The 15,907-nt window shown below is 66.4% G+C and carries 11 protein-coding genes; 6 read left to right on the top strand and 5 right to left on the bottom strand.

The genetic code is table 11. From position 1 onward, the window contains the following. Window positions 1-194: 194 nt before the first annotated feature. On the bottom strand, window positions 195-857 hold the full coding sequence (locus FCE95_RS16270; RefSeq protein ID WP_137268083.1) for a TetR/AcrR family transcriptional regulator: 663 nt from the start codon (window positions 855-857) through the stop codon (window positions 195-197). 73 nt (window positions 858-930) lie between these two features. On the opposite strand from FCE95_RS16270, the gene FCE95_RS16275 reads away from it, so the two are divergent. The 6 genes from FCE95_RS16275 to FCE95_RS16300 all read left to right on the top strand — a co-directional run bounded on the left by FCE95_RS16275 (window position 931) and on the right by FCE95_RS16300 (window position 10,978). Further along, on the top strand, window positions 931-2,070 hold the full coding sequence (locus FCE95_RS16275) for an efflux RND transporter periplasmic adaptor subunit (protein WP_223266939.1): 1,140 nt from the start codon (window positions 931-933) through the stop codon (window positions 2,068-2,070). A gap of 179 nt (window positions 2,071-2,249) precedes the next feature. Further along, window positions 2,250-5,405, top strand: coding sequence for an efflux RND transporter permease subunit (locus tag FCE95_RS16280; protein ID WP_137268084.1), 3,156 nt, complete (start codon window positions 2,250-2,252; stop codon window positions 5,403-5,405). 330 nt (window positions 5,406-5,735) lie between these two features. After that, window positions 5,736-7,559: an FAD-dependent oxidoreductase gene (locus FCE95_RS16285; RefSeq protein ID WP_137268085.1), complete on the top strand. Its 1,824-nt coding sequence runs from the start codon at window positions 5,736-5,738 to the stop codon at window positions 7,557-7,559. A gap of 112 nt (window positions 7,560-7,671) precedes the next feature. After that, complete coding sequence (locus tag FCE95_RS16290; protein ID WP_137268086.1) at window positions 7,672-9,510, top strand: 2-oxoacid:acceptor oxidoreductase subunit alpha; 1,839 nt, start codon at window positions 7,672-7,674, stop codon at window positions 9,508-9,510. 11 nt (window positions 9,511-9,521) lie between these two features. Then, entirely contained in the window at window positions 9,522-9,926 is a 405-nt protein-coding gene (locus FCE95_RS16295) for a hypothetical protein (protein ID WP_137268087.1), read from the top strand. Next, complete coding sequence (locus FCE95_RS16300; RefSeq protein ID WP_137268088.1) at window positions 9,923-10,978, top strand: 2-oxoacid:ferredoxin oxidoreductase subunit beta; 1,056 nt, start codon at window positions 9,923-9,925, stop codon at window positions 10,976-10,978. The genes FCE95_RS16295 and FCE95_RS16300 overlap by 4 nt, the downstream gene beginning before the upstream one ends. A gap of 140 nt (window positions 10,979-11,118) precedes the next feature. On the opposite strand, the gene leuB is transcribed toward FCE95_RS16300, so the two are convergent. The 4 genes from leuB to FCE95_RS16320 are packed head-to-tail and all read right to left on the bottom strand — an operon-like array spanning window position 11,119 to window position 15,799. Then, window positions 11,119-12,204: a 3-isopropylmalate dehydrogenase gene (leuB, locus tag FCE95_RS16305; protein WP_137268089.1), complete on the bottom strand. Its 1,086-nt coding sequence runs from the start codon at window positions 12,202-12,204 to the stop codon at window positions 11,119-11,121. Further along, entirely contained in the window at window positions 12,194-12,805 is a 612-nt protein-coding gene (leuD, locus tag FCE95_RS16310) for a 3-isopropylmalate dehydratase small subunit (protein WP_137268090.1), read from the bottom strand. The genes leuB and leuD overlap by 11 nt, the downstream gene beginning before the upstream one ends. Beyond that, window positions 12,805-14,244: a 3-isopropylmalate dehydratase large subunit gene (gene leuC / locus FCE95_RS16315; RefSeq protein ID WP_137268091.1), complete on the bottom strand. Its 1,440-nt coding sequence runs from the start codon at window positions 14,242-14,244 to the stop codon at window positions 12,805-12,807. Before leuC ends, leuD begins: the two co-directional genes overlap by 1 nt. A gap of 13 nt (window positions 14,245-14,257) precedes the next feature. Further along, window positions 14,258-15,799, bottom strand: coding sequence for a 2-isopropylmalate synthase (locus tag FCE95_RS16320; RefSeq protein ID WP_223266952.1), 1,542 nt, complete (start codon window positions 15,797-15,799; stop codon window positions 14,258-14,260). Window positions 15,800-15,907 lie beyond the last annotated feature (108 nt).

Genomic DNA, 15,907 nt, shown 5'->3' on the forward strand with positions numbered 1-15,907 from the left:
TGCGGGGAGCCGGGGAATAGCATTCATCACGCTTCATCCGGGTCTGAGTGCCGGAAGTAACCAAGACTCTCGTACCGCGGGACCGTCTATAGCTTCCTGCAGCGCCCGCAAGCGGGCATCGGGCAAACGTCTCCTCGTCTCCATGACAGCTGTCAGACGACCGCGGACGTCCGCATCGCCGCGGCGGACACCGTTCAGCGCGGCCCGTAGGCGCGCAGGAACAACTCCACCGTCGCGTCGATATGCGCGTCCACCTCGCGCTTGCTCGGCGCGCCGCACAGGCCGCTGGCCATGCGCATGTGCAGCTCGCCTTTCAACAAACAGAAGAATTGCGGCACGGCACGGTCGATGTCGGGCACGTCGAGTTCGTGCGCCGCCGCGCGCGCTTCCAAAAAGGCCTTGAACGCGTCCTGCACCTTCTGCGGACCGGCCTGCCAGAACATCTGGCGCACGCGGATGTCGCTGGCCTGGGTCATCATCATCCGGTGCATCGACAGCGCTTCGTCGCTGGTGATCAGCGCGAAGAACGCCTGCGCGATCCGGGTCAGCTGGCTGCGCAACGGGCCTTTCAGGTCCGAGGGGAACAAGTCCGCCGGCATCTGCTCTTCGCACTTGGCGCGGATGGCCTCCATGAACAGCGCGTCCTTGTCGCCGAAATGGCTGTAGACGGTGAGCTTGGACACGCCGGCCTCGCCGGCGATCTGGTCCATGCTGACGCCGTCGTACCCCTGCAGGGTGAACAAGCGCTTGGCCGTATCCAAGATCGCGGCGCGCTTGTTCAGGTCCTTAGGACGGCCTGGACTGGCCGCTTTGGGGGCCTTGGAAGCGAGTGGGCTGGCGGTGGCTGGCTTGCTCATGCGGCAATACTAGACTAATCGGTTTTATATTTATACTATACCGGCAAGTCCATTAATAGGCCGGAGTGGAACCATGTCGCCGATCTTCAGGCAAGCCATGCTGGCGGGCGCGTTGCCGGGCATGCTCGTCCTCCTCGCCGCCTGCAGCAATGCGGCCACGCCCAGCGAAACGCCGCGTCCGGTGCTGGTCACCCGCGCGGGGGACTCCGGACCCGCCGCCACCGCCTATGCCGGCGAAATCCGCGCCCGCGAGGAGAGCGCGCTGTCGTTCCGGGTCGGCGGCAATCTGATCCGCCGCGACGTCGATGTCGGTGCGCGGGTCAAGCGCGGCGATCTGCTGGCGGTGCTGGATCCGGGCGATCTGCGCCTGCAGGCCCAAGCCGCGCAGGCGCAGTTGGCCGCCGCGGAGGCCGAACTCGGCCGCGCCCGCGCCGACCAAGTCCGCTACGCGCAATTGGAGAAGCAGCAACTGGTCAGCCGTTCGGCGCTGGATGCGCAGAACGCCGCCTTCCGCGCCGCCGAAGGCCAGGCCCGCGCCGCGCGCGCCAATATGGATGTGGCCCGCAACCAGGCCGAGTACTCGCAACTGCGCGCGCCGCGCGACGGCGTCATCGCCAGCCGCCAGGCCGAAGCGGGGCAGGTGGTCGCCGCCGGCCAGACCGTGTTCACCCTGGCCGGCGACGCCGGCCGCGAGGTCGCCATCGCTTTGCCGGAAGCGAGCATCCGCGATTTCAGCGTCGGTCAGCCGGTGCTGGTCGAATTGTGGAACGCGCCCGGCGAACGCCTGCCGGGCAAGATCCGGGAAATCGCCCCGGCCGCCGACCCGCAAGCGCGCACCTACGCCGCGCGCATCGCCTTGCAAGGCGATGCCGCGAATGCGGTGGAACTGGGCCAGAGCGCACGCGTCTACGCCGCAGGCGTCGGACGCGCCACCCTGACCTTGCCGCTGTCGGCGTTGCAGCGCGACGCGAACGGACGCAGCGCGGTGTGGGTGGTCGATCCCCAAACCCAGCGCGTGCATGCGGTGACGGTGCGCACCGGCGCTTTCGGCGAAGACAGCGTGCCGGTACTCGACGGCCTGCGGCCCGATGCGCTGGTGGTCGCCGCCGGCGGACATCTGCTGCGCGAGAACCAGTGGGTGGCGCCGGTGGATCGGGAAAACAGACCCCTCTACCCGAACCAACAGAAGCGACTCACCGCAAGCGCCAAGTAATCCGAACAAAGCGACTCCCGCTCGGCACCGACTCCCCCTCTCCCCTGCGGGAGAGGGATGGGGAGAGGGGCACGGTCGCGACGAAACCAAGCTTTAGATAACGAGCGCAGTCGACACTCACCCTCACCCCAACCCTCTCCCGCGAAGCGGGAGAGGGGGCTAAAAGCCAGAGCGAACCAATGCGCAGATTCAACCTTTCCGAGTGGGCGCTGAACAACCGCAGCCTGGTGCTGTACGCGATGCTGCTGCTGGGCCTGGTCGGCGCCTGGTCCTACCGCCATCTCGGCCAGTCCGAAGATCCGCCTTTCACCTTCAAGGCGATGGTGGTGCGCACGCTGTGGCCCGGCGCGACCGCGGAAGAGGTGTCCACCCAGGTCACCGAGCGGATCGAAAAGAAATTGATGGAGACCGGCAGCTACGAGTTCATCCGCTCGTATTCGCGGCCCGGCGAATCGCAAGTGATCTTCATGGCCCGCGATTCGATGAAGTCCTCGCAGATCGAACCGCTCTGGTACCAGGTGCGCAAGAAGATCGGCGACATCCGCCCGACCTTGCCCGACGGCGTGGTCGGCCCGTTCTTCAACGACGAATTCGGCGACACCTTCGGCAACATCTACGCGCTCACCGGCCAGGGCTTCGACTACGCGGTGCTGAAGGACTACGCCGACCGCCTGCAATTGGAACTGCAGCGCGTGCCGGACGTCGGCAAAGTGGAATTGGTCGGCCTGCAGGACCAGAAGGTCTGGATCGAAGTCAGCAACACCAAGCTGGCGACGCTGGGCGTGCCCTTGTCGGCGGTGCAGCAGGCGCTGGAGCAGCAGAACGCGATCGCGCCCGGCGGCTTTTTCGAAACGCCCAGCACGCGCGTGCAGTTGCGCGTGGACGGCGCCTTCGATTCGATCGAAGCGATCCGCAAATTCCCGATCCGCGCCGGCGACCGCACCATCCGCCTGGAAGACGTGGCCACGATCCAGCGCGGCTTCGCCGATCCCGCCGCGCCGCGTATGCGCTTCATGGGCGAGGACGCCATCGGCCTCGCGGTGGCGATGAAGGACGGCGGCGACATCCTGCGCCTGGGCAAATCCCTGGAAACGGAGTTCCGCCGCTTGCAGGAAACCTTGCCGGCCGGCATGCAGCTGCGCAAGGTCGCCGACCAGCCGCACGCGGTGCAGGAATCGGTAGGCGAATTCGTGCGCGTGCTGGCCGAGGCGGTGGCGATCGTGCTGCTGGTCAGCTTCTTCTCGCTCGGCTTCCGCACCGGCTTGGTGGTGGCGGTGTCGATCCCGCTGGTGCTGGCGATGACTTTCGCGGCGATGCACTACTTCGGCATCGGCCTGCACAAGATTTCGCTCGGCGCGCTGGTGCTGGCGCTGGGCCTGTTGGTGGACGACGCGATCATCGCGGTGGAGATGATGGCGATCAAGATGGAGCAGGGGTTCAGCCGCCTGAAAGCGGCCAGCTTCGCCTATGAATCCACGGCGTTTCCGATGCTGACCGGCACCTTGGTGACCGCGGCCGGCTTCCTGCCGATCGCGACCGCGGCTTCGAGCACCGGCGAATACACGCGTTCGCTGTTCCAGGTGGTGACCATCGCGCTGATCGTGTCCTGGGTCGCGGCGGTGCTGTTCATCCCGTACCTGGGCGACAAGATGCTGCCGGACCTGCACGACGCGCATCTGAAGCCGACCCTGCGGCAGCGGGCGTTCGCGTTCTTCCGTTCGCGCTTCGGCTCCCGAACCGCGCCGGCGCATGAGGCGGCGCCGGCGGCCCAGGACGCGCACGATCCGTACCAGTCGCGCTTCTACCAGCGTTTCCGCGGTTTGGTGGAATGGTGCCTGTCGCGCAAATGGTGGGTCATCGCCGTCACCGTAGCGGCGTTCTTCGCCGCGATCATGATGTTCCGCTTCATCCCGCAGCAATTCTTCCCCGATTCCACCCGCCCCGAGCTGATGGTGGACATGGAGCTGGCGGAGGGCGCCTCGCTGCGCGCCACCGAAGCGCAGGCCAAGAAGCTGGAGAAGCTGCTGCAAGGCCACGAAGGCATCGACAATTACGTCGCCTACGTCGGCACCGGTTCGCCGCGCTACTACTTGCCGTTGGACCAGCAGTTGCCGGCCGCCAATTTCGCCCAGTTCGTGGTGCGTGCCGACGATCTGGAGGCGCGCGAAAAAGTGCGCCGCTGGATCGTCGACGAAGTGATTCCGCGCTTCCCCGAACTGCAGGTGCGGGTGACGCGCCTGGAAAACGGCCCGCCAGTCGGCTATCCGGTGCAGTTCCGCGTGTCCGGCGAGCACATCGACCAGGTCCGCGCGCTCGCGCGCCGGGTGGCCGAGCGGGTGCGCGCCAATCCGCACGTCGCCAACGTCAATTTGGATTGGGACGAGCCGAGCAAAGTCGTGCGCTTGCGCATCGACCAGGACCGCGCGCGCGTGCTCGGCGTGACTTCTTCGGACGTCGCCCATTTCCTGTCCGGCTCGCTGTCCGGTTTGCGGGTCAGCACCTACCGCGAAGGCAACGAGCTGATCGAAATGCTGTTGCGCGGCCCGGACGACGAGCGCGCGCGGCTGGATCTGCTGTCGAGCCTGGCGATCCCCACGGCCAGCGGCCAGTCGGTGCCGCTGTCGCAGGTCGCGAAGCTGGAATACGCCTTCGAGGAAGGCATCGTCTGGCACCGCGACCGCCTGCCGACGGTGACGGTGCGCGCCGACATCAAGGACGCGCTGACGCCGCCGACGGTAGTGGCACAGATCGAACCCACGCTGGACAAGATCCGCGCCGAACTGCCGGAAGGCTATCTGCTGAAAACCGGCGGCACGGTCGAGGATTCCGCACGCGGCCAGAACTCGGTCAACGCCGGCATGCCGCTGTTCCTGGTGGTGGTGTTCACCTTGCTGATGCTGCAGCTGCGCAGCTTCTCGCGGGTGTTCCTGGTGTTCCTGACCGCGCCGCTGGGCCTGATCGGCGTGACGCTGTTCCTGCTGCTGTTCCGCGTGCCGTTCGGTTTCGTGGCGATGCTGGGCACCATCGCGCTGGCCGGCATGATCATGCGCAACTCGGTGATCCTGGTCGACCAGATCGAACAGGACATCGCCGCCGGCCACGACCGCTGGCACGCGATCATCGACGCCACCGTGCGCCGTTTCCGCCCGATCGTGCTGACCGCGCTGGCGGCGGTACTGGCCATGATTCCGCTGTCGCGTTCGGTGTTCTACGGACCGATGGCGGTGGCGATCATGGGCGGCCTGATCGTCGCGACCGCCCTGACGCTGCTGTTCCTGCCGGCGCTGTACGCCGCCTGGTTCAAGGTGAAGCCCGAAGAAGCCCGCGCCGCTTGAAGCCCTCTCCCGCCTGCGGGAGAGGGTTGGTGAGGGCGCGCACCGCGTTAAGTCGCGTCGATAGGTTGGATTCCCCGAGACGTCGGAATCGCGTTGTTTGACGCGATCAGTTACCCCGCGCGCCCTCACCCTAGCTCCGCTTCGCGCCCCGGCCCGCGCTTTCGCGCGTGCGCTCAGCGGCGCGCGCGGCAGTGCTGCGCAAGCAACGCCGCATCGCCCCGCAAGCGGGAGAGGGGATGACCGCGCCTTTGCCGCGCGGCGCCTTTCAGGTCTAGACTCGCCCCAGCAAGCGAGGCCGGCGCGTCCGGCGAGCCAGCAGCGAGGATCGCGGTGAAGCCGACCGATATTCGCAACCCCGACACCTTCCACAAGGTCGTCGATTGCCAATGGGCCTGCCCGGCGCATACGCCGGTGCCCGAATACATCCGCCTGATCGCCGCCGGCCGCTACGCCGACGCGTACATGGTCAACTGGCAATCCAACGTCTTCCCCGGAATCCTCGGTCGCACTTGCGACCGTCCTTGCGAACCGGCCTGCCGACGCGGCCGCGTCGAAGAAAACAACGGCGAGAAACCCGAACCCGTCGCGATCTGCCGGCTCAAGCGCGTCGCCGCCGACAACAAAGGCGAAGTGCAAGCGCGGATGCCGAAGCCGGCGATGCAGCGCAACGGCAAACGCATCGCGTGCGTGGGCGCCGGGCCGTCCTCGCTCACCGTCGCGCGCGATCTGGCGCCGTTGGGCTACTCGGTCACCGTGTTCGAAGCCGATCCGAAAGCGGGCGGCTTCATGCGCACCCAGGTACCGCGCTTCCGTCTGCCCGAATCGGTGATCGACGAGGAAACCGGCTACATCCTCGATCTGGGCGTGGATTTCGTCGGCGGCCATCGCATCGAATCGATGCGCGATCTGCTGGCGCAAGGCTTCGATGCGATCTTCGTCGGCAGCGGCGCGCCGCGCGGTCGCGATCTCGATCTGCCGGGCCGGCAAGAAGCCGCCGCGCAAATCCACGTCGGTTTGGATTGGTTGGCGAACGTCTATTTCGGCCACGTCACTGCGGTCGGCAAGCGCGTGCTGGTGCTCGGCGGCGGCAATACCGCGATGGACTGCTGCCGTTCGGCGCGGCGTTTGGGCGGCACCGACGTCAAGGTGCTGGTGCGCTCGGGCTTCGACGAAATGAAAGCGAGCCCGTGGGAAAAAGAGGACGCGATGCATGAGGGCATCCCGATCCTCGACTACCGCGTACCCAAGAGCTTCGTCCACGCCAGCGGCCGCCTGACTGGCATGACTTTCGAACTCGTCCGCGCCGAATACGACGACAAAGGCCGGCGCAAATTGGTTCCGACCGGCGAACCCGACGAATTCCATCCCTGCGACGAAGTGCTGATCGCGGTGGGCCAGGAAAACGCCTTTCCCTGGATCGAACGCGACCTGGGCATCGAATTCGACGAGTGGGGCATGCCCATCGTCGACAAGGTCACGCATCAGTCGACCTTGCCGAACGTGCTGTTCGGCGGCGATGCCGCGTTCGGGCCGAAGAACATCATCTGGGCGGTCGCGCACGGCCACGCGGCCGGGATTTCCATCGACAAACTGCTGCATGGCGAAGATACGCGCGAACGGCCCGATCCGCTGGTCCAGCTCGATTCGCAGAAGATGGGCATCCACGAATGGAGCTACGACAACGCGGTCTCGCCGGACGAACGCTATGTCGTGCCCTGGTCGGAGGCGGCGAAGAAGCTGGACAGCATGCAAGTGGAGGTCGAACTCGGCTTCGACCCCGCGACGGCATGGAAGGAAACCCAGCGCTGCCTGAACTGCGACGTGCAGACCGTGTTCACCCGCGACAAGTGCATCGAATGCGACGCCTGCGTCGACATCTGTCCGACCGATTGCATCACGTTCACTCCGAACGCCGACGAGGCCGTGCTGCGGACGCGCCTGACCGCGCCGGCGCTCAATACGACACAGGACCTGTACGTGTCCGAGCCGCTGAAGACGATGCGGGTAATGGTGAAGGACGAAGACGTGTGCCTGCACTGCGGCTTGTGCGCGGAGCGCTGCCCGACCGGGGCCTGGGACATGCAGAAATTCCTGTTGCTGGAGACTTATGCCGGCTCGGGATGCCGAGGGGCGAAGCGAAAGGAGGCGGCGTGATGCGTTCTTGCTCGTCATCCCGGCAAAAGCCGGGATCCAGGCCCGTGAACGCTCAGCCGCTTTGTGCCTGGGTCCCGGCTTTCGCCGGGATGACGGTTTGGAGGATTCAGGCATGACTTCGGCCCTCGTCCCGCTCCAATCCATCAACGACTTCGTCGTCAAATTCGCCAACGTCAACGGCTCCGGTTCCGCTTCCGCCAACGAACTGTTCGCCAAGGCCATCCTGCGCATGGGCGTGCCGGTCAGCCCGCGCAACATCTTCCCGTCCAACATCCAAGGCTTGCCGACCTGGTACGAAGTGCGGGTCAGCGAGCGCGGCTGGCTGGGCCGGCGCGGCGGCGTCGACCTGATGGTGGCGATGAATCCGCAGACCTGGGACGCCGACATCGCCGAGATCGAAGCCGGCGGCTATCTGTTCTACGACAACAGCAAGCCGCTGCCGAAATCCAAGTTCCGCGACGACGTCACCATCATCGGCGTGCCGTTGACCGAAATCTGCAACGCGACCTACAGCGATCCGCGCCAGCGCCAGCTGTTCAAGAACATCATGTACGTCGGCGCGCTCAGCGCCTTGCTGGACATGGACGTGCCGACGATCGAAACCCTGATCGGCGAGCAGTACAAGGGGAAGGAAAAGCTGCTCAAACCCAATATCGAGGCCCTGCACCTGGGCCGGGATTGGGTCAAAACGCATCTGCAGCACCCGATCAGTTTGCAAGTGCGCAAGGCCGACGCCGTCGGCGACCGCATCTTCGCCGAAGGCAACGCCGCCGCCGCGCTCGGCTGCGTCTACGGCGGCGCCACGGTTTGCGCCTGGTATCCGATCACGCCTTCGTCGTCGCTGGCCGAGGCGTTCCAGAAGTATTGCCAGAAATACCGCGTCGATAGCGAAGGCAGGGCGCGTTACGCGGTGATCCAAGCCGAGGACGAGATCGCCTCGATCGGCATGGTGGTCGGCGCCGGCTGGAACGGCGCGCGCGCGTTCACCACCACCGCCGGCCCCGGCATTTCGCTGATGAACGAATTCATCGGCCTGGCCTATTTCGCCGAAATTCCGGTCACCATCATCGACGTGCAGCGCGGCGGGCCGTCGACCGGCATGCCGACCCGCACACAGCAATCGGACGTGCTCGCTTGCGCCTACGCTTCGCACGGCGACACCAAGCACGTGCTGCTGTTCCCGGAAGATCCGCACGAATGCTTCGAATTCGCCGCGGCCGCGCTGGACCTGGCCGACCGGCTGCAAACGCCGATCTTCGTGCTGACCGACCTGGACATCGGCATGAACCAGCGCCTATGCGCGCCGTTCGCCTGGGACGACGCGCGCGCCTACGACCGCGGCAAGGTGATGACCGCCGAAGACTTGGAATCGGGCCGCGAATTCGCCCGCTATAAGGACGTGGACGGCGACGGCATTCCCTACCGCACCTATCCGGGCACGCACTCGGACAAGGGCGCGTACTTCACCCGCGGCACCTCGCGCAATCCGCAAGCGCAGTATTCCGAGCGCGGCCCGGACTACGTCTACAACATGCAGCGCCTGCTGCAGAAATTCGATACGGCCAAATCGCTGGTGCCGCAGCCGATCGCGGCGCAAGCCGATCTGCCGGCGCGGCATGGGGCGATCTACTTCGGTTCGACCAGCCCGGCGATGCAGGAGGCCATCGAAAGGTTGCGCGCCGAAGGCATCGCCCTGGATACGCTGCGCGTCCGCGCGTTCCCGTTCCCGGATTCGGTGAAGGACTTCATCGACGCGCACGAATCGGTGTTCGTGGTCGAGCAGAACCGCGATGGCCAACTGCGGTCGCTGCTGGTCAACGAATTCGGCATCGATCCGGCCCGTTTGATCGCGGTGTTGCACTACGACGGCACGCCTATCACCGCACGCTTCATCGGCGACGCGATCTGCGCACGGTTGCGGCCGGCGGAGCATCGGGAAAAGGTAGCCTGACGGTGCGCGGCATGCTGTTCCTGCTGCTGGGTTTCACCGCCGTACTCCTGCTCGGCTTTTGGCTGGCGGGGAGTTTCGTGCCGACGCCGCAGGAAGCGGTCGTGGTGAGCGGAACGCCGCCGCCGGATCGCGAGGGTGCCGACTGGACCTTAATCTGGACGCTGATCGTGGCGTCTTGGGCCACCGCCTTCCTGCAGCGGCCGTTCTGGCTGAGTTTGCTGCTGTCGGTCGCGATCGCCGGCTTCGGAGCCTTGCTGGTCGTGGGGGGAGCCGTCGCCGGTTATGCGGACAGCTATCTGCGTCCGGGAGACGACAGCAACTGGGCTTTGTTCTGGTGCGGCGTCGCGATGGTGGCCTCGCGCCTGGTTACGCTGTATCTGTGGTTGCGGAAGCATCCGGAGGAGCTCGTGCCATGACCTATCTCGCCAAGCCCAAACTCCACCATCCGACCCTGGCCTGCAACGCGATCGGCTTCACCCGGCGCGACTACGAAGGCAAGATCAGCACGCTGTGCGCCGGCTGCGGCCACGATTCGATCTCGGCGGCGATCATCCAGGCCTGTTGGGAACTGGACATCGAACCGCATCGCGTCGCCAAACTGTCGGGCATCGGCTGCAGCAGCAAGACGCCGGACTATTTCCTCGGCCAATCGCACGGCTTCAACACGGTGCACGGGCGCATGCCTTCGGTGCTGACCGGCGCCAATCTGGCCAACCGCGATTTGATCTACCTGGGCGTGTCGGGCGACGGCGATTCGGCCTCGATCGGCATCGGCCAGTTCGTGCACGCGATCCGGCGCGGCGTGAACATGGTCTACATCGTCGAGAACAACGGCGTGTACGGGCTCACGAAAGGACAATTCTCCGCGACCGCGGACCAGGGTTCGGTGTCGAAGAAGGGCGTCGCCAACACCGACAGCCCCTTGGACATGGTCAGCATGGCGCTGCAGCTCGGCGCGAGCTACGTCGCACGCAGTTTTTCCGGCGACAAGCAGCAACTGGTGCCGCTGATCAAGGGCGCCTTGACCCACCGCGGCGCGGCGTTCCTGGACGTGATCAGCCCCTGCGTGGCCTTCAACAACCATCCGGGCAGCACCAAGAGCTACGACTACGTGCGCGAGCACAACGATGCCGTCAATCAACTGGACGTGATGCTGCCGCGGGCCGAAATCGCGGTCGACTACGCCGCCGGCGACAGCATCGAGGTCGAGCAGCACGACGGCACCGTGCTGCGTCTGCGCAAACTAGACGAAACCTACGACCCGCGCGACAAACTGGCGGCGATGAATTTGATCCAGCAGCGCCAGGCGCAAGGCGAAGTCGTGACGGGTTTGCTATTCGTCGACCGCGAAGCGCGGGATCTGCATGGGCATCTGGGCACGGTGCCTGTGCCGTTGAACACCTTGAATGCGGCCGAACTCAACCCCGGAGCCGCAGCGTTGGCGAAGATCAACGCGGCTCTGCGCTAGCCTGATTTTCGTAGGAGCGGCCAGCCGCGAGCTCTTTCCTTCAAATCGCGGCATCGCGGCGATTTCGGAGAAAAAGCTCGCGGCTGAAGCCGCTCCTACGAAGAGCGGTTCCTCGGTGCGGGATAGATTCTCGCCCGGCGTCAATCGCGCAGCTCGGCCACGTGGCAATCCGCGCCGATCCGCTCGATCACTTCGGCGGCGAACCGCACCGTGCCCACGCCGCGCTCCGGCGCCAGGTCGCGGGTCAAGATGCCGTCTTCCAACGCCGCCGACACTGCGCGCTCCACGCAGCCGGCTTCCAGCTCCAGTCCCAACGAATGGCGCAACAGCATCGCCGCGCTCAGGATCGCGCCGCAGGGATTGGCGATGCCGCGGCCGGCGATGTCCGGCGCGGAGCCGTGGATCGGTTCGTACAGGCCGACCCGGCCGTCGCCGAGCGAGGCCGAGGGCAGCAGGCCCATCGAACCGGCCAGCATCGAAGCTTCGTCGGTGAGGATGTCGCCGAACATGTTCTCGGTCACGACGACGTCGAAGGCACGCGGCTTCGACAGCAAATGCATGGCCATCGAGTCGACCAGCTGGTGTTCGATCGTCACATCCGAGAATTCGTCGCGGGCGACGCGCGTGGCGACTTCTCGCCACAGCCGCGAAGTTTCCAGCACATTGGCCTTGTCGACGGAAGTCACATGCCCGCGGCGCTGGCGCGCGAGCACGCAGGCGCGCCTTACGACGCGTTCGACCTCGGCGACGCTGTAGCGGCAAACGTCGCTGGCCCCATCGGCGTCGCGGGTCTTGTCGCCGAAATAGATGCCGCCGGTCAGTTCGCGCACCACCAGCAGATCCACGCCCGCCAGCAGATGAGGCTTGATCGGCGCCGCGCCGAGCGTGGCCGGATGCGGCCGCACCGGGCGCAGGTTGGCGTACAGACCCAACGCCTTGCGCAAGGCCAGCAAGCCTTGTTCGGGGCGTACTTTCGCCTGCGGATCCGACCATTGCGGGCCGCCGACCGCGCCCAGCAGCACCGCATCGGCGTTGCGGCAGGCGGCGAGCGTCTTCTCCGGCAGCGGATCGCCATGGGCGTCGATCGCCGCGCCGCCGATCGCGTGCTCGTGCAGGTCGAAACGATGACGATAGCGCTGGCCGACGGTGCGCAACACCGCCGCCGCGGCGGCGGTGACCTCCGGGCCGATGCCGTCGCCGGGCAGGACTACGATTTCAGCGTGCATGTTGGAACTCCTGTCGCGGATGCGCCGTCAGGCGGCTGTTTTCGAAACGGGTGATCACGTATTGCTGATTGAGCAGATAGCCGAGCTGGTCCACGCCCTGCAGCAGGCAGGTTTGCGCGAAAGCGTCGAGCGGGAATTCGAAGCAGCGCCCGTCCGGCAAGGCGACACTGCGCGCGGCCACGTCGACGCTCAGCTCGATGCCGGGTCGGTCCAGCAATTCGTCCACCACCGCCTGGTCCAGCACGATCGGCAGCAAGCCGTTCTTCAGTGCGTTGCTGCGGAAGATGTCGGCGATCTCGCTGCTGATCACCGCGCGCAGGCCCAGGTCGGTCAAGGCCCAAGGCGCGTGCTCGCGCGAAGAGCCGCAGCCGAAGTTGCGGCCGGCGACCAGGATCGCGGCGCCGGCGTTTTCGGGCCGGTTGAAGGCGAACTCGGGATTCGGCGATCCGTCCGCCAGAGTGCGCCAATCGTTGAATGCGAAGCGTCCGAGGCCTTTGCGCTCGGTCGTAGTCAGGAAACGAGCCGGGATGATCTGGTCGGTATCGATGTTGCGTTCGCGCAGCACCACGGTGCGCGATACCAATCCGGCGAGGGCGGACATCAGGCCACCTCCGCGAAGGTGGCGCTGCGCACGGGCGGCGTCGGCAAGAGATCGCGAGGATCGGTCACCACGCCCATCACCGCGCACGCGGCGGCGGTGAGCGGCGACGCCAGCAGCGTGCGCGCGCCCTTGCCCTGGCGGCCTTCGAAATTGCGGTTGCTGGTCGACACCGCGAGCTGGCCGGGGCCGACCAGATCGCCGTTCATCGCGATGCACATCGAACACCCCGGCTCGCGCCATTCGGCGCCGGCGTCCTTGACGATACGGTCGATGCCCTCGGCCTCGGCCGCGCGCTTCACTTGTTCCGAACCCGGCACGACCAGCATCCGCACCCGCGGATGCACCTTGCGTTCGCGCAGCACTTCGGCGACTTGGCGCAAATCGGACAAGCGCGAATTGGTGCAGCTGCCGACGAACACCACGTCGATCGGCTTGCCGGCCAGCGCCGAGCCGCCTTCGAAACCCATGTAAGCCAGCGCTTTGCTCTCGTCGGCGTCGCGCGCCGCCGGCAGGCGCGCGTCCACCGGCGCCACTTGGCCCGGATGCGTGCCCCAGGTCAGGGTCGGCCGGATCCGGCTCGCATCGATCCGCACTTCGCGGTCGAAGCGCGCGCCTTCGTCGCTATGCAGTTCTTTCCAGCGCGCGACGGCCTTGGCGAAATCGGCGCCTTGCGGCGCGCGCGGCGTCGTCGCCAGGTAATCGAACGTGGTCTGGTCCGGCGCGATCAGTCCGGCGCGCGCGCCGGCCTCGATCGACATGTTGCAGACCGTCATGCGCTCGTCCATCGACAAGGCGCGGATCGCCGGGCCGCGGTATTCGATCACGTGGCCCGTGCCGCCGTTGACGCCGATCGCGCCGATCACGTGCAGGATCAGATCTTTGGCGCCGACGCCCGGTCCGAATTCGCCTTCGACGGTGATCGCCAGCGTCTTCGGCTTGCGCTGCAGCAGGCATTGCGTGGCCAGCACGTGGCCCACTTCGCTGGTGCCGATGCCGAACGCCAGCGCGCCGAACGCGCCGTGGGTGGCGGTGTGGCTGTCGCCGCAGACGATGGTCATGCCGGGCTGGGTCAGCCCGAGTTCCGGGCCGATCACGTGGACGATGCCGCGTTGGGCGCTGCCGAAGTCGAACAATTCGACTTCGTGCTTCGCGCAATTGCGCCGCAAGGTTTCCACCTGCGTTTCCGCTTCGGCGCTGGCGTAGGGCAGGCGGCCTGCGGCATCGGCGGGCAGGGTGGGCGTCGAATGGTCCAGCGTCGCTTTGGTCAGGTCCGGCCTGCGCAGGCGCAGGCCGCGCGCGTCGAGTTCGGCGAAGGCCTGGGGCGAGGTGACTTCGTGGATCAGGTGCAAGTCGATATACAGAATCGCGGGCGTGACTTCGCTTTCCGGCGACACCAGATGCGCGTCCCACAATTTGTCGAAGAGGGTCTTGGGTGTCATGAGGGTCTCGGCGTCAGGCGAAGGCGGAAAGGCGTTGCGGGCGGCGCGTGCGCAATACGCGGTTGGCGATGTCCAGCCAGGCCAATGCGCTGGCCTCGATGATGTCTTTGCTGGTTCCCGTGCCTTGGTATTCGGCGCCCTCGCAGCGCACGCTCAGGTTCGCTTCGCCGCGCGCGTCGTTGCCGATGCCGACGCTGTGCACGTGGTAGCTCTCCAGCTTCAGATCGACGCCGGTGGCGGCGGCCAAGGCGGCGAACAAGGCGTCGACGGGACCGTCGCCCAAGGCGCTTTCGGCGACGTGCGCGCCGTCCGGGCCGGAAAGCTCGATCAGCGCGCTCGCGCGGCGGCCGCGGTCGCTGACGGTCATCGCGGCCAGGCGGTATCCGTCGTCGTCGTCGTTGCCGCGCACCAGGCGGTGCAGATCGTCGTCGCCGACGACGCGCTGCGTCTCGCACAGCGCCTTGAAATCGGCGAAGACGCGGTCCAGAGCCTCGTCTTGCAGCGCATGGCCCAGGCTTTCCAGGCGATGCGCCACAGCGGCGCGGCCGCTGTGGCGGCCCAGCACCATTTGCGAGGCGGGCCAGCCGACGTCTTCCGGATGCATGATTTCGTAAGTGCCGCGGTGGCGCAGCATGCCGTGCTGGTGGATGCCTGATTCGTGGGCGAAGGCGTTGGCGCCGACGATGGCCTTGTTGCGCTGCACCGGCATGCCGACCAGGCGCGACAGCAGTTGCGAGGTCGGCACCAGGCGGCGCGTATCGATGCGGGTGTCGGCGTCGAAGTACGCGCCGCGCACCTTCATCGCCATCGCCAGCTCCTCCATGGCGCAGTTGCCTGCGCGTTCGCCGATGCCGTTGATCGTGCATTCGACCTGGCGCGCGCCGCCTTCGATCGCGGCCAGCGAGTTCGCGACGGCCATGCCCAGATCGTTATGGCAATGGGCGCTGAACACGACGTTCCTGGCGCCGGGAACGGTCGCGATCAAGCGCTGGAACAAGGCACGTATTTCAGCCGGCGTCGTGTAACCCAGCGTGTCCGGCACGTTGATCGTGCTCGCGCCCGCGGCGATGGCGACGCCGATGACTTCGGCCAGGAAGTCCTCTTCGGTGCGGGTACCGTCCTCGGTCGAGAATTCGACGTCGTCGACCAGCCGGCGGGCATGGGTAACGTGGCGGGCGGTCGCTTCGAGTACTTCCTCCTTGCTCATCCGCAGCTTGTGTTCGCGGTGCAGCGGGCTGGTGGAGATGAACACGTGCAGACGCGGCTTAGCGGCCGCTTCCAGCGCTTTGGCAGAGGCTTCGATGTCGCCGGCGAGGCAGCGCGACAGCACGCACAGCGTGGTTTCGCGCAGGTCGCGCGCGATCAGCGCGGCGGCTTCGCGATCGGATTGCGAACTGGCCGGGAAGCCGGTTTCGATGATGTCGACGCCGAGTTCGGCGAGCGCGCGCGCCATCACCGCTTTCTGTTGCGGCGACATGCTGCAGCCGGGCGATTGCTCGCCGTCGCGCAGGGTGGTGTCGAAAATGCGTACGTGCGCTGGGGTGGTCACGCGCAGATCTCCTCGAGTAGATTGGTTTTGCTTTGGACGTCATTCCCGCGAAAGCGGGACTGCGAAGGCATGGATGCCGGAGCGGACATCGCGCAGCGATGGCCCGAAGGGCAC

The sequence above is a fragment of the Luteimonas gilva genome, from assembly GCF_005239095.1.
GTDB lineage: Bacteria > Pseudomonadota > Gammaproteobacteria > Xanthomonadales > Xanthomonadaceae > Luteimonas_C > Luteimonas_C gilva.

Bases quoted from the DNA above. Each gene is read 5' to 3' on its own strand.
- FCE95_RS16270 (WP_137268083.1), bottom strand. From the start codon at position 857: ATGAGCAAGCCAGCCACCGCCAGCCCACTCGCTTCCAAGGCCCCCAAA.
- FCE95_RS16275 (WP_223266939.1), top strand. From the start codon at position 931: ATGTCGCCGATCTTCAGGCAAGCCATGCTGGCGGGCGCGTTGCCGGGC.
- FCE95_RS16280 (WP_137268084.1), top strand. From the start codon at position 2,250: ATGCGCAGATTCAACCTTTCCGAGTGGGCGCTGAACAACCGCAGCCTG.
- FCE95_RS16290 (WP_137268086.1), top strand. From the start codon at position 7,672: ATGACTTCGGCCCTCGTCCCGCTCCAATCCATCAACGACTTCGTCGTC.
- FCE95_RS16295 (WP_137268087.1), top strand. From the start codon at position 9,522: ATGCTGTTCCTGCTGCTGGGTTTCACCGCCGTACTCCTGCTCGGCTTT.
- FCE95_RS16300 (WP_137268088.1), top strand. From the start codon at position 9,923: ATGACCTATCTCGCCAAGCCCAAACTCCACCATCCGACCCTGGCCTGC.
- leuB (WP_137268089.1), bottom strand. From the start codon at position 12,204: ATGCACGCTGAAATCGTAGTCCTGCCCGGCGACGGCATCGGCCCGGAG.
- leuD (WP_137268090.1), bottom strand. From the start codon at position 12,805: ATGTCCGCCCTCGCCGGATTGGTATCGCGCACCGTGGTGCTGCGCGAA.
- leuC (WP_137268091.1), bottom strand. From the start codon at position 14,244: ATGACACCCAAGACCCTCTTCGACAAATTGTGGGACGCGCATCTGGTG.